At 34.7% G+C, this 23,594-nt stretch carries 17 protein-coding genes and 1 tRNA gene; 4 read left to right on the top strand and 14 right to left on the bottom strand.

Going from position 1 to position 23,594, the window contains the following annotated elements; all coding sequences use genetic code 11:
- Positions 1-26: 26 nt before the first annotated feature.
- Positions 27-923: a cation diffusion facilitator family transporter gene (locus AAHF52_RS05855; protein WP_007302486.1), complete on the bottom strand. Its 897-nt coding sequence runs from the start codon at positions 921-923 to the stop codon at positions 27-29.
- Between the two features lie 28 nt (positions 924-951).
- A tRNA-Val gene (locus AAHF52_RS05850) sits at positions 952-1,024 on the bottom strand.
- Between the two features lie 554 nt (positions 1,025-1,578).
- On the opposite strand from AAHF52_RS05850, the gene AAHF52_RS05845 reads away from it, so the two are divergent.
- From AAHF52_RS05845 to AAHF52_RS05835, 3 genes are all read left to right on the top strand, one after another.
- Positions 1,579-5,052: a peptidase M2 gene (locus tag AAHF52_RS05845; RefSeq protein ID WP_342068399.1), complete on the top strand. Its 3,474-nt coding sequence runs from the start codon at positions 1,579-1,581 to the stop codon at positions 5,050-5,052.
- Positions 5,053-5,257: 205 nt separating this feature from the next.
- Positions 5,258-6,214: an IS5 family transposase gene (locus AAHF52_RS05840; RefSeq protein WP_213863789.1), complete on the top strand. Its 957-nt coding sequence runs from the start codon at positions 5,258-5,260 to the stop codon at positions 6,212-6,214.
- 235 nt (positions 6,215-6,449) lie between these two features.
- Positions 6,450-8,336: a hypothetical protein gene (locus tag AAHF52_RS05835; RefSeq protein WP_264376724.1), complete on the top strand. Its 1,887-nt coding sequence runs from the start codon at positions 6,450-6,452 to the stop codon at positions 8,334-8,336.
- Positions 8,337-8,426: 90 nt separating this feature from the next.
- Here the strand turns inward: AAHF52_RS05835 and rlmB are convergent, their stop codons facing one another.
- Entirely contained in the window at positions 8,427-9,194 is a 768-nt protein-coding gene (rlmB, locus tag AAHF52_RS05830) for a 23S rRNA (guanosine(2251)-2'-O)-methyltransferase RlmB (protein WP_007302490.1), read from the bottom strand.
- Positions 9,195-9,286: 92 nt separating this feature from the next.
- Between rlmB and AAHF52_RS05825 the strand changes: the two genes are divergently transcribed.
- Positions 9,287-9,778: a Smr/MutS family protein gene (locus tag AAHF52_RS05825; protein ID WP_007302491.1), complete on the top strand. Its 492-nt coding sequence runs from the start codon at positions 9,287-9,289 to the stop codon at positions 9,776-9,778.
- 11 nt (positions 9,779-9,789) lie between these two features.
- On the opposite strand, the gene uvrC is transcribed toward AAHF52_RS05825, so the two are convergent.
- The 11 genes from uvrC to AAHF52_RS05770 all read right to left on the bottom strand — a co-directional run bounded on the left by uvrC (position 9,790) and on the right by AAHF52_RS05770 (position 23,550).
- The gene (gene uvrC, locus AAHF52_RS05820) at positions 9,790-11,607 is read right to left on the bottom strand and encodes an excinuclease ABC subunit UvrC (protein ID WP_012481994.1); all 1,818 of its coding nucleotides are present in this window, start codon (positions 11,605-11,607) and stop codon (positions 9,790-9,792) included.
- Positions 11,591-13,699, bottom strand: coding sequence for a glycine--tRNA ligase subunit beta (glyS, locus tag AAHF52_RS05815; protein WP_007302493.1), 2,109 nt, complete (start codon positions 13,697-13,699; stop codon positions 11,591-11,593). The genes uvrC and glyS overlap by 17 nt, the downstream gene beginning before the upstream one ends.
- 3 nt (positions 13,700-13,702) lie before the next feature.
- Positions 13,703-14,542, bottom strand: a complete 840-nt coding sequence (locus tag AAHF52_RS05810) for a glycine--tRNA ligase subunit alpha (protein ID WP_007302494.1) — start codon at positions 14,540-14,542, stop codon at positions 13,703-13,705.
- Between the two features lie 44 nt (positions 14,543-14,586).
- Positions 14,587-15,345 carry a phosphatidylglycerophosphatase gene (locus AAHF52_RS05805; RefSeq protein ID WP_264376723.1) on the bottom strand — a complete coding sequence of 253 codons (759 nt, stop codon included), beginning with the start codon at positions 15,343-15,345 and terminating at the stop codon, positions 14,587-14,589.
- 299 nt (positions 15,346-15,644) lie between these two features.
- A complete protein-coding gene (locus AAHF52_RS05800) occupies positions 15,645-16,601 on the bottom strand; it encodes an IS5 family transposase (RefSeq protein WP_213863789.1) in 957 nt (318 codons plus the stop codon).
- Between the two features lie 495 nt (positions 16,602-17,096).
- Entirely contained in the window at positions 17,097-18,095 is a 999-nt protein-coding gene (gene hemB / locus AAHF52_RS05795; RefSeq protein ID WP_264376722.1) for a porphobilinogen synthase, read from the bottom strand.
- A complete protein-coding gene (gene nuoH / locus AAHF52_RS05790) occupies positions 18,088-19,113 on the bottom strand; it encodes an NADH-quinone oxidoreductase subunit NuoH (protein ID WP_010404403.1) in 1,026 nt (341 codons plus the stop codon). The genes hemB and nuoH overlap by 8 nt, the downstream gene beginning before the upstream one ends.
- The gene (locus AAHF52_RS05785; RefSeq protein ID WP_010404400.1) at positions 19,097-19,546 is read right to left on the bottom strand and encodes a hypothetical protein; all 450 of its coding nucleotides are present in this window, start codon (positions 19,544-19,546) and stop codon (positions 19,097-19,099) included. Before AAHF52_RS05785 ends, nuoH begins: the two co-directional genes overlap by 17 nt.
- Complete coding sequence (gene nuoG, locus AAHF52_RS05780) at positions 19,530-21,578, bottom strand: NADH-quinone oxidoreductase subunit NuoG (RefSeq protein ID WP_264376721.1); 2,049 nt, start codon at positions 21,576-21,578, stop codon at positions 19,530-19,532. The genes AAHF52_RS05785 and nuoG overlap by 17 nt, the downstream gene beginning before the upstream one ends.
- Positions 21,579-21,583: 5 nt before the next feature.
- A complete protein-coding gene (locus AAHF52_RS05775; protein ID WP_342068398.1) occupies positions 21,584-21,796 on the bottom strand; it encodes a hypothetical protein in 213 nt (70 codons plus the stop codon).
- Between the two features lie 257 nt (positions 21,797-22,053).
- A complete protein-coding gene (locus AAHF52_RS05770) occupies positions 22,054-23,550 on the bottom strand; it encodes a leucyl aminopeptidase (protein ID WP_264376720.1) in 1,497 nt (498 codons plus the stop codon).
- Between the last annotated feature and the right edge of the window lie 44 nt (positions 23,551-23,594).

The raw sequence follows: 23,594 nt of genomic DNA, 5'->3' as shown, positions 1-23,594 counted from the left end.
TAGTAATAACAAATAGCCTATAGATGTCAATGCTTAAGTATTTTACTGTCTACGCACTCATCGTATTCAATTTCAACTGTAGAGTGCGCAATTTCGAACCTATTTAATAGTATTTTTTTTATCTCATACAAAATATTAGTGTGTTGTCCATTTTGCTTTATCTTGGCATGCATAGTAAGTATAAAATAATTATCAGATAGTGACCATGCATGTATATGATGCACATCTATCACTTCAGGTAACTTAGATACAATCTCACTTTTTATCTCCTCAGCAGATACACTCTCAGGTGTACCTTCAAGGAGTATATGGCAAGAATTCTTGAGAATTTTATAGCCACTGTTTAAGATTATTACACTGACAAATACTGACAAAATAGGGTCCACTATTTGCCATCCGGTAAACATGATAATTATGGATGCAAGTATAGCAGCTACAGAACCTAAAATATCTCCGATAACATGCAATACAGCACTTTTTATGTTTATATTACTTTCGCATTTACTATGTAATATAAAAAAGACTATAATGTTAGAGATCAGGCCAAGTGTGGCAATTATTAGCATTACTTTCCATTCAACATTGACCGGACAAATGAATCTCTTTATTGATTCAATTATAATGACCGCTGCAATGAAAAATAGAGTTAAACCATTAACAAATGCTGCAATTATCTGCAATCTGTGATACCCATATGACCTCTGTAAATCAGATTTCTTAGCTGAAAATTTGTGTGCTATCCAGCTTAAAACCAAGGCAAAAAGATCAGTGAGCATATGTCCTGCATCTGATAGTAGAGCAAGCGAATGTGAAATTACTCCACCTGCTATCTCCATAAGCATTGTTATTGCGACTATTATTATGGAATAAATTAAGCGCTTGGACTCTGCTATTGAGTGTTTGCCATTGTGCACTGCTGTCATATAAAATCTTTTTATGAGCAAAAAAACGTGGGTAACACTGGGCTCGAACCAGCGACCCCTTGCACGTCAAGCAAGTGCTCTACCAACTGAGCTAATTACCCATCGTAGCTTTAGTATAGTGCTTCAGTGAAATGAAAGTCAATTTGCTTTTAGACTTCTTGTTGAATGAAATTCCTTGACAAACCTTCCCACTTTCCTTATCATACCAATAAGAGTATTTATCCTTGTTTTTGATCCGCGCGGGTTCAACAACAAAAATTCAGTAAAAAACTCAGATATTTATTGGCAAATTACATAAAAATTATAGCGGCTGCATGTCTTTTTTATTTTTTCTACATTCAGCCAAATCGCGCTTGTTAGCACATTATTACAACGCCAATTTACATTGTTATAGGGTCAAAACTCGCTACATAGGGATTTTTTTGCCTTTTTTAAAATTGATAAATTTCTTAATATTTATAATTCCGTTACTTGTTAGCAGCCACCTAAGGTCAGCTATAGAATTTTAGCCACATTCTAAATGTTGCATATTAAGTTAACTATCTATACTTTTTTATTAAGATATAAATTATACCAATATGAGAATTTACGTTTTTTTCAGATGAGTCACTTTATGCTTGATATTGTAAAGGCTAATAAATTAGAGGTTAGAATTATGACAATCAATCAACAAGTAAACAAAAATATAACTAAAGAAGAATACTTTAATAATAAGCATATCATAGAAGTTAAAGATTTAAATATTAAAGTAGAAGTTTATTCTCATAATTTAAGAGCAAGTAAAGTTGCTCACATTGAAAGTGAGATAAGAGAAACAGCTACTAATTTTAAAGATGCATTTAAGTTGGAGCCTGGTAGCTCAGAACAAACATTCAAAATTTATGTGTTTGATGATAAGGCTGATTACACTCACCTTGGTGGAAGCGAACGTTTTGGTTCTTACCTTGGAGATGAAGGTGGTAAATGTTACTACAAAGGAGAAGCTGATATTTTTGCTGAGATGTATGTCTATCAGCAAGGTGGCGTTCATAACCTTCAGCATGAATTTGCACATGGTTTAACTTACTTGGCTACAGGAGGAAAATCTCTACCTACAGTATTAATGGAGGGAATTGCAGATTACTTTGAACATCATTCAGATCACAAGTTCAATGCTCAAGGGTCAAGCATTGATAAAACTGAAGCCACAAATTTGGATCTAGGTGGAATTTTAAATTTACAATACTCAGCCAATGGTGAAGAAAACAGTTTAGTGTATAAAACTGGTCATGCGTTGATAATGTACTTACAGGAAAAAGATCCTAGTTTATTAAGAGACTACCTAGATGCTTTACGTCAAGGTAACTCAGATGAATCAAAAAGTTTCTTGAAAGACATAAAAGGACATGATGCTAACTTCAAAAATTGGCTTGCTGAGAATGATACAGAAACTGCAATGGAACATCTCAACGCTTTGCAAGTTACAAAAGGAGATTTTATAGCAACTGGTCAAGAAATAGTGGGTGGAGAAATTAAAAACATATCCTACTATAAAGCAAATATAGAAAAGATAGATGGAGAAAACGTTGGAAGTTTTTCTCCTGTAGAACATGTTGCATTTTATGATGTTGCTCGTGCTATTAATAGGGCAACAAATGATAACCTCGATATATCAAAGGAATATCATTTTTTAAAGGTAGTAAAAACTCCTGATGGACAGGATAAACTAACTTACTCTGACCAACAAGGTAATGAATATCAAAACAGTCAAGAGTATAAAATGCAAGCTTTGAGGATATTATCAAAACATGGTAAAGATCTTAGAAAATCTTACTATGATGGGAAAGAAGACTTAGATAAGCAGAAGGATATAAAATATAATGATGTGTTGAAAAGCCTGCGTGAACAGGAAGAAACACAGCGTCATGATGCATACGAGCAATACAAAAGAGGAGAGATCTCTTATGAGAAATTTGTAGAAAAATGCAATTCAGCCAGCACTAATTATCATAATGAAGGTAAGAGATTATATAATGCTACACAGGACAAATATACACAACTGAAAGATGATTTGCTTGATAAAACCATAAACGCTGGCTTGAAACAAGTAAAAGAAACTCAGAACATTGACGTAGAAAAGATGTTAGAAGAGATGGTTAATATCGATCCAAACCTAATCAGAGGTGCTCATATTAATCTACAAGAAGGTAAAGTTTTCTCTATCAAAGCTCTTGGTCACGGAGATATGGGTGCACTATCTATATATGATGGGAATACAAAGCTTGGAGAGTTGTCGAGCGAATCGGGCTTTTTTAAGCAAGTTGAAGGTCAAACTAAAGAAACTTTTGTTTTTGAGGACATATTGCACAACTTGAATACTCAATATGACGGTGGTGCTTATATGGCTATTACAAAAGAAAATGGTCATTATAAAGCTTCTCTGATAGATGGCAGAACAGTTGAACGTGATGAATACTTTGATGAAGCACATTTACATGAAAATGAATTGTTGCATCCTAGCACTGGACACATTCAAAAAGATTTAGATTCTCTGCTTCTTAGAGGGACCAAAATTCTAAATCATCAGGATTCAAAGCATGCTCAATATTCTGATGAGCAAAGAGAAAGCGGTGTAATCGTAGAAAAAGGAACATTATTGGATGATAAAGGGACTGATAGAACAGACGACGATGTATACGAAGCGGTTGTAAAGCAAGGAGGCGAAAATCTACATGCATTCAAAAATATGGGCTTCTATATCACTGAAGAGATGAAAAATGAAAGAGGTGAAGTTGTAAATGGGAGTAACTTATTCATTCATGATCACGGAAAAAATGTACGCTATCAGTTACCTGAAGAAGTTACTCATCTAAAGTTAGTGCAAAAGGATGAAGGATACAAATTAGTGCCAGCTGATGAACGTGGTAATGAATATAGGTATGATGCTCAAGGTAATACTATACCAGAAGAATACAAATATATCAACCCAGTATTTGCACATGAATATGAAAAGAGAGATTATTCTCATAAACATATAAATGTGGGCCTTATAAACTTAGAAAAATATGCCCCTGGTAAACTTTTTACCATTAAACATGATCCAAATGATTATCAGATACAAAGAAACTCGAGTGGTGAAATAGTGAGAATCAACAATCAAAGATATTTCACTAAAGTAAAACTATTTGATGGTGATACTGATGAAGAAATAGGAATGTTATCTAATAATTTCCATAACTTCAAAGGAAAAATATTCTTTTCTGCTGATTATAACTACAGCTATAATGATTTCCTCGCATCTGTTTCTCCTCAAGTTGAAATTGAGAATATGGGAAATGGAAGCAAAAAAATAACTTTCGATCAAGGCAGTGGCGATATCGGCGATACTAACAGAGGCTACACGGACTATCAGAGAATATTCACAAAAGAGAAACAAACCGAAAGTCCAAAAGGGCAAGTAAGTGAAACTAAGACAGAAGTTCATAGTACTACTAATGTTGTTGCTGAAGAGAGAAACGACAACAGTGAAATACAGTCTGATCAACCACAAATTCCAACAAGGGCAAAAAGGTCAGCTTCAGTGGAGGAGAAAGAGCAGGTAGTGTTGAAAGACACAATCTTGAAAATAGAAAAGAGCTATGATAGAGATGTAGAAGGAAAGCATAAGGCAAATGTAATCATAGATTATAATGATGTGAAAGCCTTGTATAATAGAGCAGAAGGAGCAGATAAGCAATCTGTGTTAGATTTTTGGAACAAACTGCATACATCGGATTATAAGATTGGTGCTTTGCCGGAAGACAAGTATTACTTTAAAGATGGCAAATTTCTAATTCACGATAGTGACACGAAAAAGCTTATAGTGTTACCTGAAGATAAGGTATCCATCAAAATAATGAAGGATGGTGATAGTTATAGTTTGGCTATATCAAATGGTAATGGCAAAGTAATAAGCAGCATTAGTAAAATAGATAATCCAAATTACGAATTGCTATCAGATTCAAGTCACTTCAGCTTAGAAACACAAGATAACTTTGAGTTATTAGATCAACATCATGAATATAATCTCTATCTAGAGAATGGTTTTGTGAAAATGTTCGACTGCGCAAGCGATCACGTTTATCACGATCATAACTCAGCCTATATCTAATATATAAGGAGGGCCCTGCCCTCTTTTTGTTATTCCAATGCCCAGACACTGGCATCCAGTTAAATTTGCTAGTATAAAAGTAATCAACGTTTCTTATGATGGAAAAATGGATTCCAGTGGGCTTTGTTGCACCACTCAAGGAAAGAACAGGCAGTTACTGATGGAATTTGTTATAAAATAGATATTTAGCCGACAAAGGAAAAATATGCCAATAAGAATGAAAGTCAGTAACTGCAATGAATATAACAAATTTCTTCAAGAAAGGGGAAATGTTTTTCATTATATCAACGATGCCATTGAAAATTGGTACGAAAATAGTCCAAAAGTAGCAGGTGGCAACAATGTCTACAGCGACAAAGTAGTGATTCTAATTCACATAATAACCTATCTATTCAGGATTGGTCTTAGGCAAACAGTGGGATTTATAGAGAAATATCTTGAGCAAATAGGGAAAATTTTGCAAATTATCAGCTATTCGCAGGCTTCAAGAAGGTTTAAAAAGCTTAATATCAAAATCAACGACTGCAGAGTTGATAAGAACGATATGGAAGATATTGAAATTGCTATAGATAGTACAGGTATCAGCATCTACAATAATATTCCAGGCCATAGTAAGGCAAATGGTACAGATAGAAAGTATCGCCGCTATGAGCAAACAAGAAAGCTACATGTAATGCTAGAGATAGGTAGTAAAAAAGTTATAGCTGCAAAATACAGTAGTGGAGTTTATTCCGACCACTATGGAGCCTGTGATCTTATTGAAAGAGTGGATACCAAGTATAACATAAGCACGATATATGCAGATAGGGCATATAATCGAAAGAAGTTATACAAACTGTGCGATGAGCTTGACATAAAGACAAGGATTCCTCCGCAAAATAATGCAGTAGAGCATCCAAAGTTGGATTATATGAATGAGAGAAATTCTACAATCAAGCTCATAAAGTCATATGATGAAGATGGTATGAAGAGGTGGAAAAAAGAGATAAATTATTGGAAGAGATCTTATATAGAAAGTTTTTTCTCGCGACTGAAGCAAATATTTGGATTTAGTTTTAGGAATAAATCTGAGATTAATCGTGAGAAGGAACTGCTACTCAAGTGTTATTTGCTTAACAAATTTACTGAAATAGGCATGGCTAAGTTTGATATAGCTTCATGAATTTATTATACATTACCCACTATCCGAAGAGCTGTGCAACAAAGCCATTCCAGTGTCAAGCACTGGAATAACACCAAAGGGGCTACTAGGATGACATCGTCTGCTACATACTTAGATCACAAGAGAAGAATTCTGAAGCGAAAAGCTTCAAGGAAATCTTATGCAAAATCTAGTATTTACGGAATTTATATTATTTTCATGCACATTATGGTTTTTATAATTAACGGAAAGTGATATGGCTAGTTTAACTTTTAAAGACAACTCTGGAGCAAATGTACCATCCCCTAACATTAAAAGCATAATTTATGAAGATGCTGCACAGAATAAGTATACCTTTGGTGTAGACAATGCTACTAATGTTTTCAACACTTTTAAGTATGAACCTAATGGTGCTGCTGAAATAGATTACAGTGCTACAGCAACAAAGTTCATGACTGGAGGTGCAATTGCTACATTATTAGGTATTGGAACTAATGTAGATGCAATAAAAACTAAGACTGATTCTATTCCAGCTGACTTAAGCGCTGACTTAGTTACCATAAAAACTCAAGTCGGAACAGATCTGATATCAGGAATAAAGGCTAAGACTGATAAGATTACAGATACCTTAGGAGCTGATGTCACTGCTATAAAGGCTAAAACTGATACTATTCCAGCTGACTTAACAGCTAAAGTAACTGCTATAGAAACTGCTACAAATTCTGCTAATTTAGGAGATAAAGTTACTGCAATACAAACTAAGACTGATAAGATTACAGATACCTTAGGAGCTGATGTCACTGCTATAAAGGCTAAGACTGATAAGATGCCTGCTGATTTAGGAACTGAGTTAGGTAATTTAGCTAAATCTGCTGATGTTACTGCTATAAAGGCTAAAACTGATACTATTCCAGCTGACTTAACAGCTAAAGTAACTGCTATAGAAACTGCTACAAATTCTGCTAATTTAGGAGATAAGGTTACTGCAATACAAACTAAGACTGATAAGATTACAGATACCTTAGGAGCTGATGTCACTGCTATAAAGGCTAAGACTGATAAGATGCCTGCTGATTTAGGAACTGAGTTAGGTAATTTAGCTAAATCTGCTGAACTAGCTCCTTTAGCTAAATCTGCTGATGTTACTGCTATAAAGGCTAAAACTGATACTATTCCAGCTGACTTAACAGCTAAAGTAACTGCTATAGAAACTGCTACAAATTCTGCTAATTTAGGAGATAAGGTTACTACAATACAAACTAAGACTGATAAGATTACAGATACCTTAGGAGCTGATGTCACTGCTATAAAGGCTAAAACTGATACTATTCCAGCTGACTTAACAGCTAAAGTAACTGCTATAGAAACTGCTACAAATGCTGCTAATTTAGGAGACAAGGTTACTGCAATACAAACTAAAACTGATAAGATTACAGATACCTTAGGAGCTGATGTCACTGCTATAAAGGCTAAGACTGTATTTATTCCAGATACCTTTACTGCTGATGTTGCTGCTATAAAAGATGCTACAAGTGCTGCTAATTTAGGAAAGAAGGTTACTGCAATACAAACTAAGACTGATAAGATTACAGATACCTTAGGAGCTGATGTCACTGCTATAAAGGCTAAGACTGATAAGATGCCTGCTGATTTAGGAACTGAGTTAGGTAATTTAGCTAAATCTGCTGAACTAGCTCCTTTAGCTAAATCTGCCGATGTTACTGCTATAAAGGCTAAAACTGATACTATTCCAGCTGACTTAACAGCTAAAGTAACTGCTATAGAAACTGCTACAAATTCTGCTAATTTAGGAGATAAGGTTACTGCAATACAAACTAAGACTGATAAGATTACAGATACCTTAGGAGCTGATGTCACTGCTATAAAGGCTAAGACTGATAAGATGCCTGCTGACTTAAACGCTGAGTTAATTAAGTTAACTACAATAGGAAATGCTATAAATGGTAATGGTAACGTCACTGAAGCTGCTAAAGCTGTACTAGAGAGCAGTTTCAAGAAAGCTATTAAAGAAGCTGGAGAAGATGGTAGCGAATGGCTTAAAAATGAGATAAAAGAGATAGTGTCACAGCCATCCTTCGAGATTCCAACAGATTCAAGTTCACCTCTTTCTTGGGATTGGTAATGTAAGTGCTAGTGAATGACATCGCAAGATGTCATTCACTGTTGTCATTCCAGTATCACATGCTGGAATGACATCCTTGTTTTATTGCAACTAATTTGCAGTGATTTTTGTTTTAATGTAAATGGAATATAGTCCTATTGCTGCTGCGTTTGAAACATTTAGACTATCAATTACGTTTGACATTGGAATTTTTAAAAGATAATCACAACTTTCTTTCACTAATCTCCGCATTCCTTTCTCTTCAGAACCAAAAATAATTACTCTTTTTTGCCCAAAATTCTTTATTTCATCTATATTTTCCTTTGCATTGCAATCAAACCCATAACACCAGTAGCCTATCTTTTTTAAAGACTCCATCGTTTTTACTATGTTTGTAACGTATATTAGAGGAACAATATCCAGTGCTCCACTTGCTGCTTTTGCGATAGATGCATTTTCGCTCGGTGAATGGTGATGTGGTAAAACCAGTGCATCAATGTTGAAACAAGCTGAGGTTCTTAAAATCGACCCTATATTGTGTGTATCAGTAATTTGATCTAAAATGACTATAGTAGAGCTGTCACCTGAACCTTCAGCTATTTCTTCGATATTTAAGCTGTGAAAAATAGGAGCAACTTTTAAAGCAATTCCTTGATGATTGACACCTTTGGGTAAAACATCATTGAACATTTTGTTCTCTACCAGTCGAGGTTTAATGCCCTTACTATCTGCACATTGTTTAATTTCTTTCTCAAATTCTCTGTAGAAATTTTCTGTTACTAACAGTTCTATACACCGCCTATTTTTGTTTCTTAATGCTGAAATACAAGTGTGCTTTCCATATATCCAACAGTTTTCATTAGCTTTTGATGATTTCATCTCATTATTGAAAATCAGTTTTTTATAGAATAAGCAATATTTTACTGTGTTTATATATTGTTGTAAAATTATGCAGTTCAATTAATGAATTTATGTCAGATGATGAGTTAGATTGGCAAAAAAATGTTAAGCCAATAGAATGTGGAAAAGTTACTTTGAAAGTTGATCACAAAGTAAATATAAAATCTATGATTGATAAAGGTGCCTCTAGTTTACAAGAAAATTTTCTTAATACTGATAATGGTGATTCATCATTTTGTCTTGACTACAATACAAAATTAAAGATCGATAGGGGCAAATATTTTATAAGCGATAAACTCGATTTGCATGGCTATAGTATAGATAATGCTTATTGTAAATTGATAGATTTTATTATCAAAAATTATCAAGCAAGGAATAGGTGCTTATTGGTAATTACGGGGCATGGTAATAGTACAGATAAAATAGACACTATAAAGAATAGCTTAAATAAGTGGTTGAATGACACAAAAGTTCGAAATATGATCTTATACTATCAGCAAGCCATAAAAAAACATGGTGGCAAAGGAGCTTTTTATGTCTTATTAAGAAGAAATAAAGGTTAATTTTAGAGTACCTATTTAGGAGTACCTTTCTTAGAATTCACGTGTTGAAGAATGATTTCTGCTAAACCTTTACTAATTCCAGGTACGTTTTGAATTTCAGCTAGAGAAGCTTTGCTTATATTTTCTACAGAACCAAAATGAGACATGAGTGCCTTCTTTCTTTTACTGCCAACACCGGATATTTCACTTAATTGTGAAGCAAAAAACTGTTTATCGCGTTTTTTTCTATGCGAAGTTATCGCAAAACGGTGAGCTTCATTACGCAGCAATTGTAAATAAAGCATGACCTTACTGTCACTTGCTAGAGTAAATTCTTCTCTGTCCGGCACATAAAATCTTTCATTTCCTGCATTACGATCATGACCCTTTGCCATACAAGCAAAAGGAACTTTTATATTCAATATTTCCAACACATTCTGCACTATGGAAACATGTCCTGGACCGCCATCAATCAGTAAAAAATCAGGGATTATATCTTTTATATTGCCAGAGAAACGTCTAGTCAGCACTTCTCTCATCATTTTATAGTCATCACCTGAAATTTCTTCTTTTATAGTAAATTTTTTGTATTCACTTTTTAAAAAACCTTCCTGCCCTGCAACAATCATCACACCAACTTGTTGATTTCCAGATATATGGCTATTATCATAAACCTCGATACGCTTTGGAATATTTGGTAACGAGAAAATCTTCCTAAGCTCTTCGAGCTTTTCTAGGTTATTTCTATAATCAGTAAGCTTCTGTTCTAGACTATGCTGAGAATTATTGTAAATAAAATTCAACAAATCACGTTCTTTACTATTTTTCGCATGCAAAACTTTTATTGATTTTTGAGTAAGAGCATAAAGTGCTTGTTCTATAATTTCCTTATCCTTAATAAAATCGGGAACGTAAATTTGCGCTGGTGGTGTGTTAACTGGATTATACAAATTGACCAAAAAGGTGGATAAAATTTCATCATTTGAATGATCACTACAATTCTCAATGAAGTAAGGAATGCTTCCATAGTTACCTTTATCTCTGAAAGATAGTACACCAATGCATGCTAAGTCTGCCTCACGTACAACGCTAAAGAAATCTGCATCTTCTTCAAAAGAAAAATCCATTGGCTGCATTTGAATTTGCTGAAGAAATTTCAATCGATCTCTATAGACAGCAGCAAGCTCGTAGTTCATCTCCCTACTGCACTTTTCCATTGTAGAAAATAGCTGTCTTTGCACTTCTTTATTCCTTCCTAGCAGAGTATCTTGTGCTTGTTTTACTGATTTGCAGTAATCATCTTTTGTAATTTTATCTACGCATGGTGCTGAACAGCGCTTAACTTGATACTCAAGACATGGTCTTTTTGTTGAAGAGAAATATTGATCTGAACATACTCTTAAGAGAAAAGCTTTTTGCAATGATAATATAGTGTTCTTAACAGCAGCAGCAGATGGAAAAGGGCCGTAGTAATGAAACTCATTCTTCTTAAACTTACCTCTATATTTCGCTATTCTTGGATAATCATGCTTAGAAATTGTTATATAAGGATAAGATTTTCCATCCCTAAGCAAAATATTATAAGATGGTTTTAACGATTTTATTAACTGTGCTTCAAGAAGCAATGCTTCGATTTCATTCTCAGTGATGAATATTTCAACCTTAATAACCTGTGAGATCATTACTCTGATTCGTTCAGAAAGGTTTTCGAATTGAAGGTAGTCAGATAATCTCGACTTCAAGTTTTTTGCTTTACCAATGTATAAAACCTTACTCTTATCTCCAATCATCTTATAAACGCCACAGGATTGTGGAGATGATTTGATTTGTTCCTTATATTGCCTGAGCATTTATCAATTGTTTAACCTGTATAAGGTTAAACTCTGCTACTAAATGAAAGGTAGAAACAACATTTGCAAGCAAAGATAACCTGTTTATTCTAAGCTCATTAGAATCACAGTTAATCTTTACACTGTCCATAAATTGATTGATAAATGGAGCAAAACGAGCAAGTTCATCAAGCGCTGTATTAAAGTCGTTATTTTCTATCGCTTGTTTGATGTTTTTACAAGCAGCTATAGCACAATTTGATAGCGCAATCTCCTCATCTTCAATCAAAAACTTCTTACTGTAAGATGCATTATAAGTAGTGCCATCACTTTTTCTCACTTTGCTCATCATGTTACTGGCTCTTTTATAAGTGCTTAGAACCTGTTCACCTTCTTTTGTACTAAGATAACGATCCAATATCACAGTTTGCTTTTCCGCTTTCAGCAGATCATTAATATCGACTTTATATAGTATTGAATCTACAACATCTTGCCTTATATTTCTATTTTTTAAAATAATCTTGAACCTTTCTAAGCAGAATTTAAATACTAGTTCTAAAATTTGTTTTTCACTTGGCTTATCAACTGGAGTTATATTTTTATTCAATAGAAGCCTTGAACATAAAGATACTGACTTATCTATCAGCAATCTAATTGGAATATGCAAATTATTTTCAAGTATTGTTCTAATTATACCAATTGTCATTCTACGCAAACCAAACTGATCATACGAACCAGAGATTTTCTCACCTGCTGCAATTAAGCCAACCAAACTATCCATTTTGTCTGCAATAGCTACAGCAATCGCAGTAGGAGATCTAGGGCATTCTTGGTCCGATCCAATTGGCTTATAGTGCTCAGTTATAGCTTCCACTACTTCTTTATCCTCTTGAAAATAAGAAGCGTAGTATCCACTCATTACTCCTTGCAATCCCGGAAATTCTTTCACTATCAACGTTGCAAGATCTGCCTTTGCTAAATATGCAGCACGTTCAACTTTAATTAATGAAGCATGTGGAATAAATATCGCTATATACTTTGAAAGAGCGATAATACGCTTCACTTTTTCTTCTACGCTACCGAGCGAAGCATGAAATGAAATAGAGCTCAATTTTTTGACATAGTAATCTAGGTTTTCCTTCTTGTCTTGAGATATCAAAAACTGGGCATCAGCAAGACGTGCTTCTAATATTCTTTCATGGCCTTTGACAACTTCATTGTTGTTAACATTTACAACAGTAACAAAATGTGATATTTTCTGTCCATCACTTAAAGCAAGATACTTTTGCTGCGTATTAATTATACTAAGTATTACTTTCTTCGGTAATTCTGATGATTTTACTTTACCAAATAATACTATTGGCCACTCTATAAGCCCTGCCAATTCATTAAGTAAATAATCATTTTTTTCAAGTTGTAAGTTCTCCTCTTTTGTAAACTTATTAATCTGATCTAGTATAAATTGCTTTCTTTTGTCCAACTGGAGAATGACATTATTTTTTTCTAACAATTCAAAATAGTCTTTGGGTGTTTTAACAGTAAGTACTGCATCACCTGAAAGAAACCTATGACCATACGTCACGTTGCATGCTGTAACCCCTGCAAAAGATATAGGTATTATTTCGTCATTTAAAATACATAGAATATTTTTAATTGGCCTAACCCATCTCTCTTTTCTTTCACTCCATCTCATACTCTTTGGCCAAGAAAAGTTTTTTAGCATTTCCTCCAGTTGATTTTTGAGAAACCCGTTGATGTTAAATAAGCAGCTTTCTCTCTTAATGAAGTAAAAATCTTCATCATTTACTTTGCGAATGAGTAAATCTTCTTCACCTTTCCGATTTTTTCTCAAAAAACCTTCGATAGCACTTTTCGGTGCATTAACTCTTGGTCCTTTAATTTCATTGTTAGAATCTTTTAGCTCTAAAGCACTTATGCCATCAATAAAAAGAGCAATGCGACGTGCAGTCACATAAACTTCTATAGATGCAAATTTCACATTATTTTTACTAAAAGCATTAGTGATATAGCTCTTAACCTGAGCTGCAGATGAATTCTGCATTCTTGATGGAATTTCTTCTGAAAGACATTCAAACAATAATTGTGACAACATATTCTACTTTGCTCTATATAATTCACAGCATTTTTTTGTTAACTCTCTCACTCTACCAATATAGGCTGTACGTTCATTCACACCAAGCACACCTCTTGCATCAAGTAGATTAAGTAGATGGCTCGTTTTAATACATTGGTCATAAGCTGCTATCGGCAATTCTTTTTCAACAAGGAATTTACACAGTTTTTCTGTATCCTCAAACTGCTGTTGTACTACTTTAGTATCATAATAATCAAGTGCCAGGTAAGAAAACTCTCGCTCTCTTTGTTTAAAAATATCTCCATAAGTTACACCATTATCGTTCCACATTATGTCGTAAACATTATCTACACCCTGTATGCACATTGCTAAACGCTCTAACCCATATGCTACTTCACCAGGAATTATTCTGCAGTCAATACCTCCCACTTGCTGTATATAAGTAAGTTGTGTTACTTCCATTCCGTTGCATGTAACCTCCCAACCAAGACCGGATGCGCCAACACTTGGGTTTTCCCAATCATCTTCAATAAACTTAATATCATATTCTTTTGTCGATACACCAAGAGCTTTTAAGCTATTTAAGTAAATATCTTGCAAATTGCTGCCAGATGGTTTTATTATAACTTGGTATTGATGATGCTGATATAAACGATTAGGGTTGTCGCCATAGCGTCCGTCTGCAGGTCTGATTACTGGTTGTAGATACACAATTTTTGTTGATTTTTCGTCAATCGCTGACATGATTGTTGCGGGATGTAGTGTTCCAGCTCCAACTTCAGACGTATATGGATGAAGTATAGTACACCCTTCATCTGCCCAAAAATCTTGTAATCCCTTTATTATATCCTGTAGATTCACGCAAACTGTATATCTTTTAAACTGAATACATAAGCAAATAAGTACTATTCTATACTTATTTTTTTAATAGTGCCATGGAAATAGTCACTCAAGGCTATTGAACTTTCTTTTACATACTCAAATATGCTTTTATTTAAAACAATCGCATCATGCATAGTCAGATCGCAGAATATAAATGCAGTCAAGTACAATAAAATCACTGCATAAAACACATGAAAAATCCCTTCAAATGTGATTGATATTGCATTGTTATAACTAAGCTGTATCGTACTTATCGGCCATGGTTTTATTACTTCTACAATATTAAAAAATAAATAAGGTATTATAAAGAAAAAGAACAAATGCATAAGATCATTAAACCAAAATGGACATTGAAGTATTGCTTTACATATACTTAGATAGAATTTACTTACAATATAATAAATTGACATTATTGCCGGCATCGAAAGCGCAACAGTCAGCACCTGTCCTGATGCTATTTGTATTACTATATTCTCATCACTGCTAGCTGAAGGATCTTGAGTGTGAAAAATAGATATGCCAACTAATTGCAGCACTAACATAACTATTGCTAGCTTGGTAAAAATAGCAGCTACAACTATGCCTGAATTCGGCATTTTATATAGTATAAAATCACCTCCGTATGTAAGCATTAATATAATGTCGGTAATAAATAATATTAGAAAAGCAGACCAATAATGCTGCCAACCCGGTAAATATCCTACTCCTAAAAAAGAGCTTACTATTTTGGCAGGAAAAACCTTACCTAGCACCTTACCCAAAAATTGAAAAAAAATCCCCATGTCCTAACTAACACTTGACTTATATTTTTCACAATACTGAATTGTAATGGACTTATCAATACACTTCTTGCATAGAAAAAAGGCAAATAGTTAAAAACGATCTAAACCGTTGCCCCTTTATACTAGTAGCCTCCTTTTTTGTCATCCCAGTGCTATCCCCTTCTTGTCATCCAAGTAGCTGACACTGGTTTCTTACCAATAAAAACTTAGAATAAGATCTCCTTTGTGCTCAAAAAATTCCTGGATTCCAGTGGGCTTTGTTGCACAGCTCTTCGGATAGTGGGTAATGTATAATAAATTCATGAAGCTATATCAAACTTAGCCATGCCTATTTCAGTAAATTTGTTAAGCAAATAACACTTGAGTAGCAGTTCCTTCTCACGATTAATCTCAGATTTATTCCTAAAACTAAATCCAAATATTTGCTTCAGTCGCGAGAAAAAACTTTCTATATAAGATCTCTTCCAATAATTTATCTCTTTTTTCCACCTCTTCATACCATCTTCATCATATGACTTTATGAGCTTGATTGTAGAATTTCTCTCATTCATATAATCCAACTTTGGATGCTCTACTGCATTATTTTGCGGAGGAATCCTTGTCTTTATGTCAAGCTCATCGCACAGTTTGTATAACTTCTTTCGATTATATGCCCTATCTGCATATATCGTGCTTATGTTATACTTGGTATCCACTCTTTCAATAAGATCACAGGCTCCATAGTGGTCGGAATAAACTCCACTACTGTATTTTGCAGCTATAACTTTTTTACTACCTATCTCTAGCATTACATGTAGCTTTCTTGTTTGCTCATAGCGGCGATACTTTCTATCTGTACCATTTGCCTTACTATGGCCTGGAATATTATTGTAGATGCTGATACCTGTACTATCTATAGCAATTTCAATATCTTCCATATCGTTCTTATCAACTCTGCAGTCGTTGATTTTGATATTAAGCTTTTTAAACCTTCTTGAAGCCTGCGAATAGCTGATAATTTGCAAAATTTTCCCTATTTGCTCAAGATATTTCTCTATAAATCCCACTGTTTGCCTAAGACCAATCCTGAATAGATAGGTTATTATGTGAATTAGAATCACTACTTTGTCGCTGTAGACATTGTTGCCACCTGCTACTTTTGGACTATTTTCGTACCAATTTTCAATGGCATCGTTGATATAATGAAAAACATTTCCCCTTTCTTGAAGAAATTTGTTATATTCATTGCAGTTACTGACTTTCATTCTTATTGGCATATTTTTCCTTTGTCGGCTAAATATCTATTTTATAACAAATTCCATCAGTAACTGCCTGTTCTTTCCTTGAGTGGTGCAACAAAGCCATTCCAGTGTCAGCTACTTGAATGACATCTTTAATCTCCGTATAGCTATGCGTCACGCGCTGGCCTGAAGCTTTAACTATAAATATTAAAAAATTTACCAAGCGAGAAAAAGGCAAAAGAATCCCCTAGTAGTGAGTTTTGACCCTATAATAATGTAAATTGGCATTGTAATAATGTGCTAACGCTTATTTTAAGCGCATTTTGGCTGAATGTAGAAAAAATAAAAAAGACATGCAGCCGCTATAATTTTATGTAATCTGCCAATATATACCTGAGTTTTTTACTGAATTTTGTTGTTAAATCTGCAGAGATTAAAAACAAGGATAAATACTCTTATTGATATGATAAGGAAAGTGGGAAGGTTTGTCAAGTCACTTCGGCCAGCTACCTACTTAGATGTTCCACACTGCTAAGTAGATACCAAATTTTTTGCAACATCAAGTGCAGCATAGGTAAATATTGCACTTGCACCTGCACGTTTAAAACCAATTAAGGACTCATAAATCACTCTGTTATAATCCAGCCAGCCATTATTTGCTGCAGCTTTTATCATTGCGTATTCACCGCTTACTTGGTAAGCAAAAATCGGAAAATTAAACTTTTCACTTGCTGTTTTTATTACATCTAAGTATGGCATACCCGGCTTTATCATAATAAAATCTGCACCTTCATCTATATCCATTTCGATTTCGCAGATTGCTTCACGTGCATTTCTATAATCCATTTGATAACCACTTTTGTCGATGAAATTTGATGATGCGCACGAACCGACAACTTGCCTGAACGGCGTATAGAAGCTAGAACAGTACTTTACTGCATAGGACAATATTGACACATTCTGAAAGTTATTATCATCCAATGTTTTTCTTATTTTTCCTATCCTGCCATCCATCATATCAGAAGGAGCAACTATATCGCATCCTGCTTTTGCTAAAACAAGTGCTTGCTTACATAATGCTGACACAGTCTCGTCATTTTCTACATCTATCCTACTGCTTTTTAAAATGCCATCATGACCGTGAGTAGTGTATGGGTCTAGTGCAATGTCTGCAATAATGCCAATATCCGGTACATTTGATTTTACAGCACAAATTGCTTTACAGATTAAATTGTCAGGATTGTACGCTTCCTCGGCGTTTTCAGATTTTAGTTTACTATCAACTACAGGAAAAATTGCAACAGCATTAATCCCCGAGTCCTTAGCTTTCTGAATTATAGAAATTAATCCATCTATTGAATAACATTTGATATCAGGTAAGCCAGAAATTGGCTCAATTGTTTCTTCTCCGTCATGAACAAATAAGGGAAAAATCAAATCATTTACTGATAAAGTGCTTTCACTTGTTAAATTGCGAATCCACTTGCCTGAGCGCCTACGCCTTAACCTTGTATTTGGGAAATTAAACATTGGATCCAGGCAAATTCCCAGTAAAAAGCAACACTCCTGAAATGAGTATTACCCAAAGTACCGATATTGGCAAAAATACTTTCCAACCAAGACGCATTAATTGATCATAACGATAACGAGGTATTGTAGCTCTAATCCAAACAAATATAAACAAAAGTACAACTATCTTCAAAACAAACCAGATTAAACTAGGAATTTTATACAGCAAACTAAGCTCTAATGGAGGATACCACCCTCCTAGAAAGAATATTGTCATCATAGCGCTTGCTAAAATCATATTTGCATATTCTCCCAAGAAAAAGAGAGCAAAAGGCATTGATGAATACTCGACGTTATACCCAGAGACGAGCTCTGCTTCAGCTTCTGGTAAGTCAAATGGGTGACGATTAGTTTCGGCAAGCAAAGAAATAAAAAATATTATTCCTATAGGCATTAGTAATAAATCAATCCAAAATGGCATATTATGTTTCGCTACCACCATCTCTCCAAGATTTAATGTGCCAGTTGTAATAACAACTGTAGCAACTATTAGACCTATTGAAACTTCATATGAAATCATTTGAGCAGCTGACCTTATAGCGCCAAGAAATGCATAATTAGAATTACTAGACCAGCCTGCAATAATAATGCCATATATTCCCAAAGAGGATATAGCTAGCACATAAAGCACTCCAACATTAATATTTGATATTACCTTAGGGATTATTACCTGCTGTCCATTTTCTGTAATTATTTCAGCTCCAAATGGTATAACTGCCCAGGAAATTAATGCTAAAATAAAGGTGAGCATTGGAGCCATAATAAACAGTATGGTGTTTGCTCTAAATGGTATTATCGGCTCTTTAATTATCAATTTGATAGCATCTGCAAATGGCTGTAGTAGCCCAAATGGCCCTACTACACTTGGACCATGCCTTAGTTGAATTGCACCAATAACTTTACGCTCAAAGTACACTAAATATGCTACTGAAAGCAAAAGTGGAATAAGAAGAAAAAGAATATCAAATATCAAGTACATGCAACCCTAAATCAAAAAAATAGTTCATAATTGTGGCAATAAAAAATACAGCAAATGCTCTAGACACAAAAGACAATGTCCCTATTGAAATCAATAGGACAACACTTTTCTGTACAGCATTTAGCTTAATAGAATAGTAAAATGATATGCATATGAATGACACTAGTGACATCATAATTAAGATCATTGTGAGAGGCAAATAATTCCCTCTTCCCTCGGTAACTATAATAAATGTTATTGCCATCCATACATATCCTTCCGTAAATAGTGCAATAATATCATTGATAAAATCAACTAGCTTATAAACGAACTGTTTTTCTAATGTATTTTGTTCTTTACACAAAAATATAGAGTTTAATTTTCGTTGAAAATATACCAGAGTTATTAGTAATAATGGTGTTAGAATAAATAAAATATTAAGTAGAGTGTTCATAAAAATCCTTAGTACAATCTGCCATTATTTTTGAAGCACGACCTATTGAGTCTGTCATATAAAAATTACACTCCTTTAAAGTAAAAGGCGTATTACTTAAATTTATTTTACCATTGCTGATTGGTACCCATGTATTTTTTACCACTTGATCAACACTTCTAAACTGTGGACCGATAGTATCTAATTTTTTTCTCACATCAAATAAACTATCATATAACAAGGAAAGGCTCAAATATTGGGATAAATTTTTAATAATCAACCAATCTTCCTTTGCTTCACCAGGAGGAAAAACAGCTAAATTTGTTCTCTGTACTCGCCCTTCAGTATTTACATAAGTTGCATATTTTTCTGTGTATGCAGCTCCAGGTAGAATGACATCTGCTATATGCGCTCCCCTATCACCATGGTGGCCTTGATAAATTACAAATGTATTTTCTAATTTTGATGTATCAATTTCATCTGCACCAAGAAGATAAACAACTTCCACCTCGCCACTTTCTGCCTGTTTTAGCATCTGATTAATGTCTTTTCCACCTTTGCTAGGAACAAATCCAATATCGAGTCCACCAACCCTTGCTGCAGCCTTATGCAGTACGTTAAAGCCATTCCAGTCATCTCTGATCATGTTAAATTTTTCTGCAATTTTGCCAGCTAGAGCTAAAACTGATTCAGAATCATCTCTTATTAATGCATCTTGACCGATAATTAGCATAGGGTTCTGAGCCGCACTCAGTAACTCGCAGAATTTGTGATTTCCCTCTTCTATTTCTTTTAGAACGTTTGGACCATCACCTAATCTTTCAACATTATATAGATATTCAAGATTAGGACCAATATTTGCAATAGTGAAATTACCTTGTAAATATCTCTTTCTCAATCTTGCGTTAATTATTGGTGCTTCTATTCTTGGATTTGTATTTATAAGCAGACATAAATCTGCATTTTCTATACCCTCAATAGTGGTGTTGAATACATATGACCCACGATTATTTGGTATAAGCTTTGCTCCATCTTGCCTACAGTCTATATTCCCCGAGCCGAGCTTCTGCATCACTTCTTTGAGTAGAAGCATAGACTCACAATCTGCTAAATCACCTGCAATTGCAGCTATTTTATTTGATTTTGTATTCTTTAATTTCTTTGCAGCAACAGTTAGTGCTTCATTCCAATCAACTGGGGCTAATTTACCATCTTTTTTTACATAAGGTTGATCAAGACGCTGAACTTTTAGTCCATCATAGGCAAAACGGGTTTTATCTGATATCCATTCTTCATTTACCTCTTCGCTCAGCCTTGGTAATATTCGCATAACTTCCAGGCCACGATAATCAACTCTAATGCTACTTCCCACAGCATCTAGCACATCTATAGTCTCACAATGTGATAGCTCCCATGGACGCGCTGTAAAGGAGTAAGGCTTTGAAGTTAAAGCCCCTACCGGGCAGAGATCTATAATATTCCCAGATAATTCAGAGCTAATATGCCTTTTTATGTAAGTACTAATCTCTATATTTTCTCCCCTGCCAATTCCTCCAAGTTCATTTGTACCTGCAACATCGGACAAAAATCTAACACATCGAGTACAATGAATGCATCTATTCATTGCAGTTCCAATCAGTGGACCAAAATGTTTTTTTGGCACAGCTCTTTTATGCTCATCAAGTCTGCTTATTCCTTTCCCATAAGCCATTGTTATATCTTGCAAATCGCACTCACCACCTTGATCACAAATTGGACAATCAAGTGGATGATTAATTAGTAAAAATTCGAGCACTCCTTCACGTGCCTTTTTTACCTTGGGAGTATCCGTGTGAATAACCATACCCTCTGCAACTGGCATTGCACAAGAAGCTACTGGTTTTGGAGGGCCACCCTCAACTTCAACCAAACACATTCTGCAGTTACCAGCAATTGCTAAACGCTCATGATAACAAAACCGCGGAACTTCAACGCCCACAACTTCACAAGCTTGAATTATAGTGAGCCCATGCTCTACTTCACATTCCTTAGAATTAATAGTAACTTTAACCACAACTACTATACAGCTTCCCACTTTATAGGATTGCCGCTTACCTCATCTTCAACTAGATTGCCGTTATCGTATTGAGCAGACATATAGTTCATACGTGAATTACGGTCTATATATCTAACCGGCTTTACCGGTTTATCCTTATACATTTTTTGTTCTGCTTTCTTACGCTGAGTAGGGTTATTTTTACTAGCTGTTTTCGCTTTTCCGCCTGCTGCCATATAAACTCCTAAAAACTTCCTATTTTATTCTAACACTTAAGTATATACCGTCAATACCCAATAGCTTTAAAGTTTTAATAGTCCATCATTACAATCATCATTTGAACAAAATACTTTCTCTTGATGCTGCTCAAGTGTGTAACTTTAGAATCCCCAAAAAAGAAAATGTAAGTTACTTTGATGATATCATTTTCTACGTCTTATAAATAGACATTCATGTAGCCGTAAATTAAGCTATAAACTCAATACAAAGATCCTTAATTATTAATCTCATAGTACTTCTCAACCAACTTATTTAGCAACCTTACACCGAAACCTACTGCCCCTCTTGGAGAAATATCAGTGCCTTTTTCGTGCCAAGCAGTGCCTGCAATGTCTAAATGTGCCCAACAAGTGTCGTTTACAAAACGCTGTAGAAACTGTGCAGCCATTATACTATCTCCACCAGAACCTGCAGGAGCTATATTTTGCACATCAGCAATCGGCGAATCAATAATTTTGTTATAAGTTTCATTCATAGGAAAACGCCATAATTTCTCATTTACTTCATTTCCTACATCAATCAGATGATTCGCTAATTCATCGTTATTTGAAAAAAGACCAGCATATTCATTATTTCCCAGTGCAACCACTATAGCACCAGTTAAAGTTGCAAGGTCGATCATAAATTTCGGTGCAAATCTATCTTGTGTATACCATAAAGCATCTGCAAGTATGAGCCTTCCTTCTGCATCAGTGTTCAACACTTCTATCGTCTGTCCAGACATCGAAGTTACTACATCACTTGGTCTTTGAGCATTACCGTCCACTGCATTTTCTGCAAGTGCAACTACACCAACTGCATTTACCTTTGCTTTTCGTCCAGCTAGAGTACGCATCACCCCAACCACAGTAGCAGAACCCGCCATGTCATATTTCATTGACTCCATGCCACGCGAAGGCTTGAGTGACACTCCACCAGTATCAAACGTTATGCCTTTACCCACAAAAGCTACAGGCTTTTGTTCCTTGAAAGCTCCATTCCATTTGATCACTACTAATTTTGGCTCTTTACTACTTCCCTGTGCTACCCCAAGCAATGCTCCCATTTTTTTCTCTTCCATCTGCTTCTTACCAAGCACTTCGATTTCAAGGCCAAGCTTAGTAAGCTCGGTTTTTATATAATCAGCATAGGATTCTGGATATAAAACATTAGGTGGTTCAATGGTAAGAGTACGTGCAAGAAATATGCCTTCACCTTCTTGTCTTAAACGCTCAAATGATTTTTCAGCACTACTGAATTGCTCATCTTTCGTTAGCACTGTGATCTCCTCTACTTCTGTAACTTTTTCATCCTTTTTGGTTTTATACTTATCAAATTTAAAACTGCGCAAAAATGCACCGTATGCAACATTTGCTGCATTGCCTTCGATTGAGATTGCCGCTCGCTTGATTCTTAATCTGCTTAGCTCACAATATATTTTACCACCAATATTTAATCCTTTGCTTTCATCCCATTCATCTCTCATTCCAAGACCAGCAACTATAATATTTTTTCCCTCTGATGAAGTAATGGAGAAAAATTCACCAAAACCTCCATTAAAACCACTAAATTTCTTGATGTTATCTATAGCTTGCTTATCTTGTAGAACATTAGTTATAAACTTATCACCCTCAAACAAACCTACCACTAGCGTCTCAAAATCGGGTAAAGCTTTAGAAATTGTTATCTTCATCGTTGACATCTCCGTTGCAAATAATTGTAAGCTGCACATAAAATATAGTAAAAACATTAGTAAGATATTTTTCATATACATTT

It is taken from the genome of Wolbachia endosymbiont (group B) of Melanargia galathea (assembly GCF_964030625.1).
Lineage (GTDB): Bacteria > Pseudomonadota > Alphaproteobacteria > Rickettsiales > Anaplasmataceae > Wolbachia.
The sequence above is the reverse complement of the archived record's forward strand: the minus strand, read 5'-3'. Positions and strand labels throughout refer to the sequence as shown.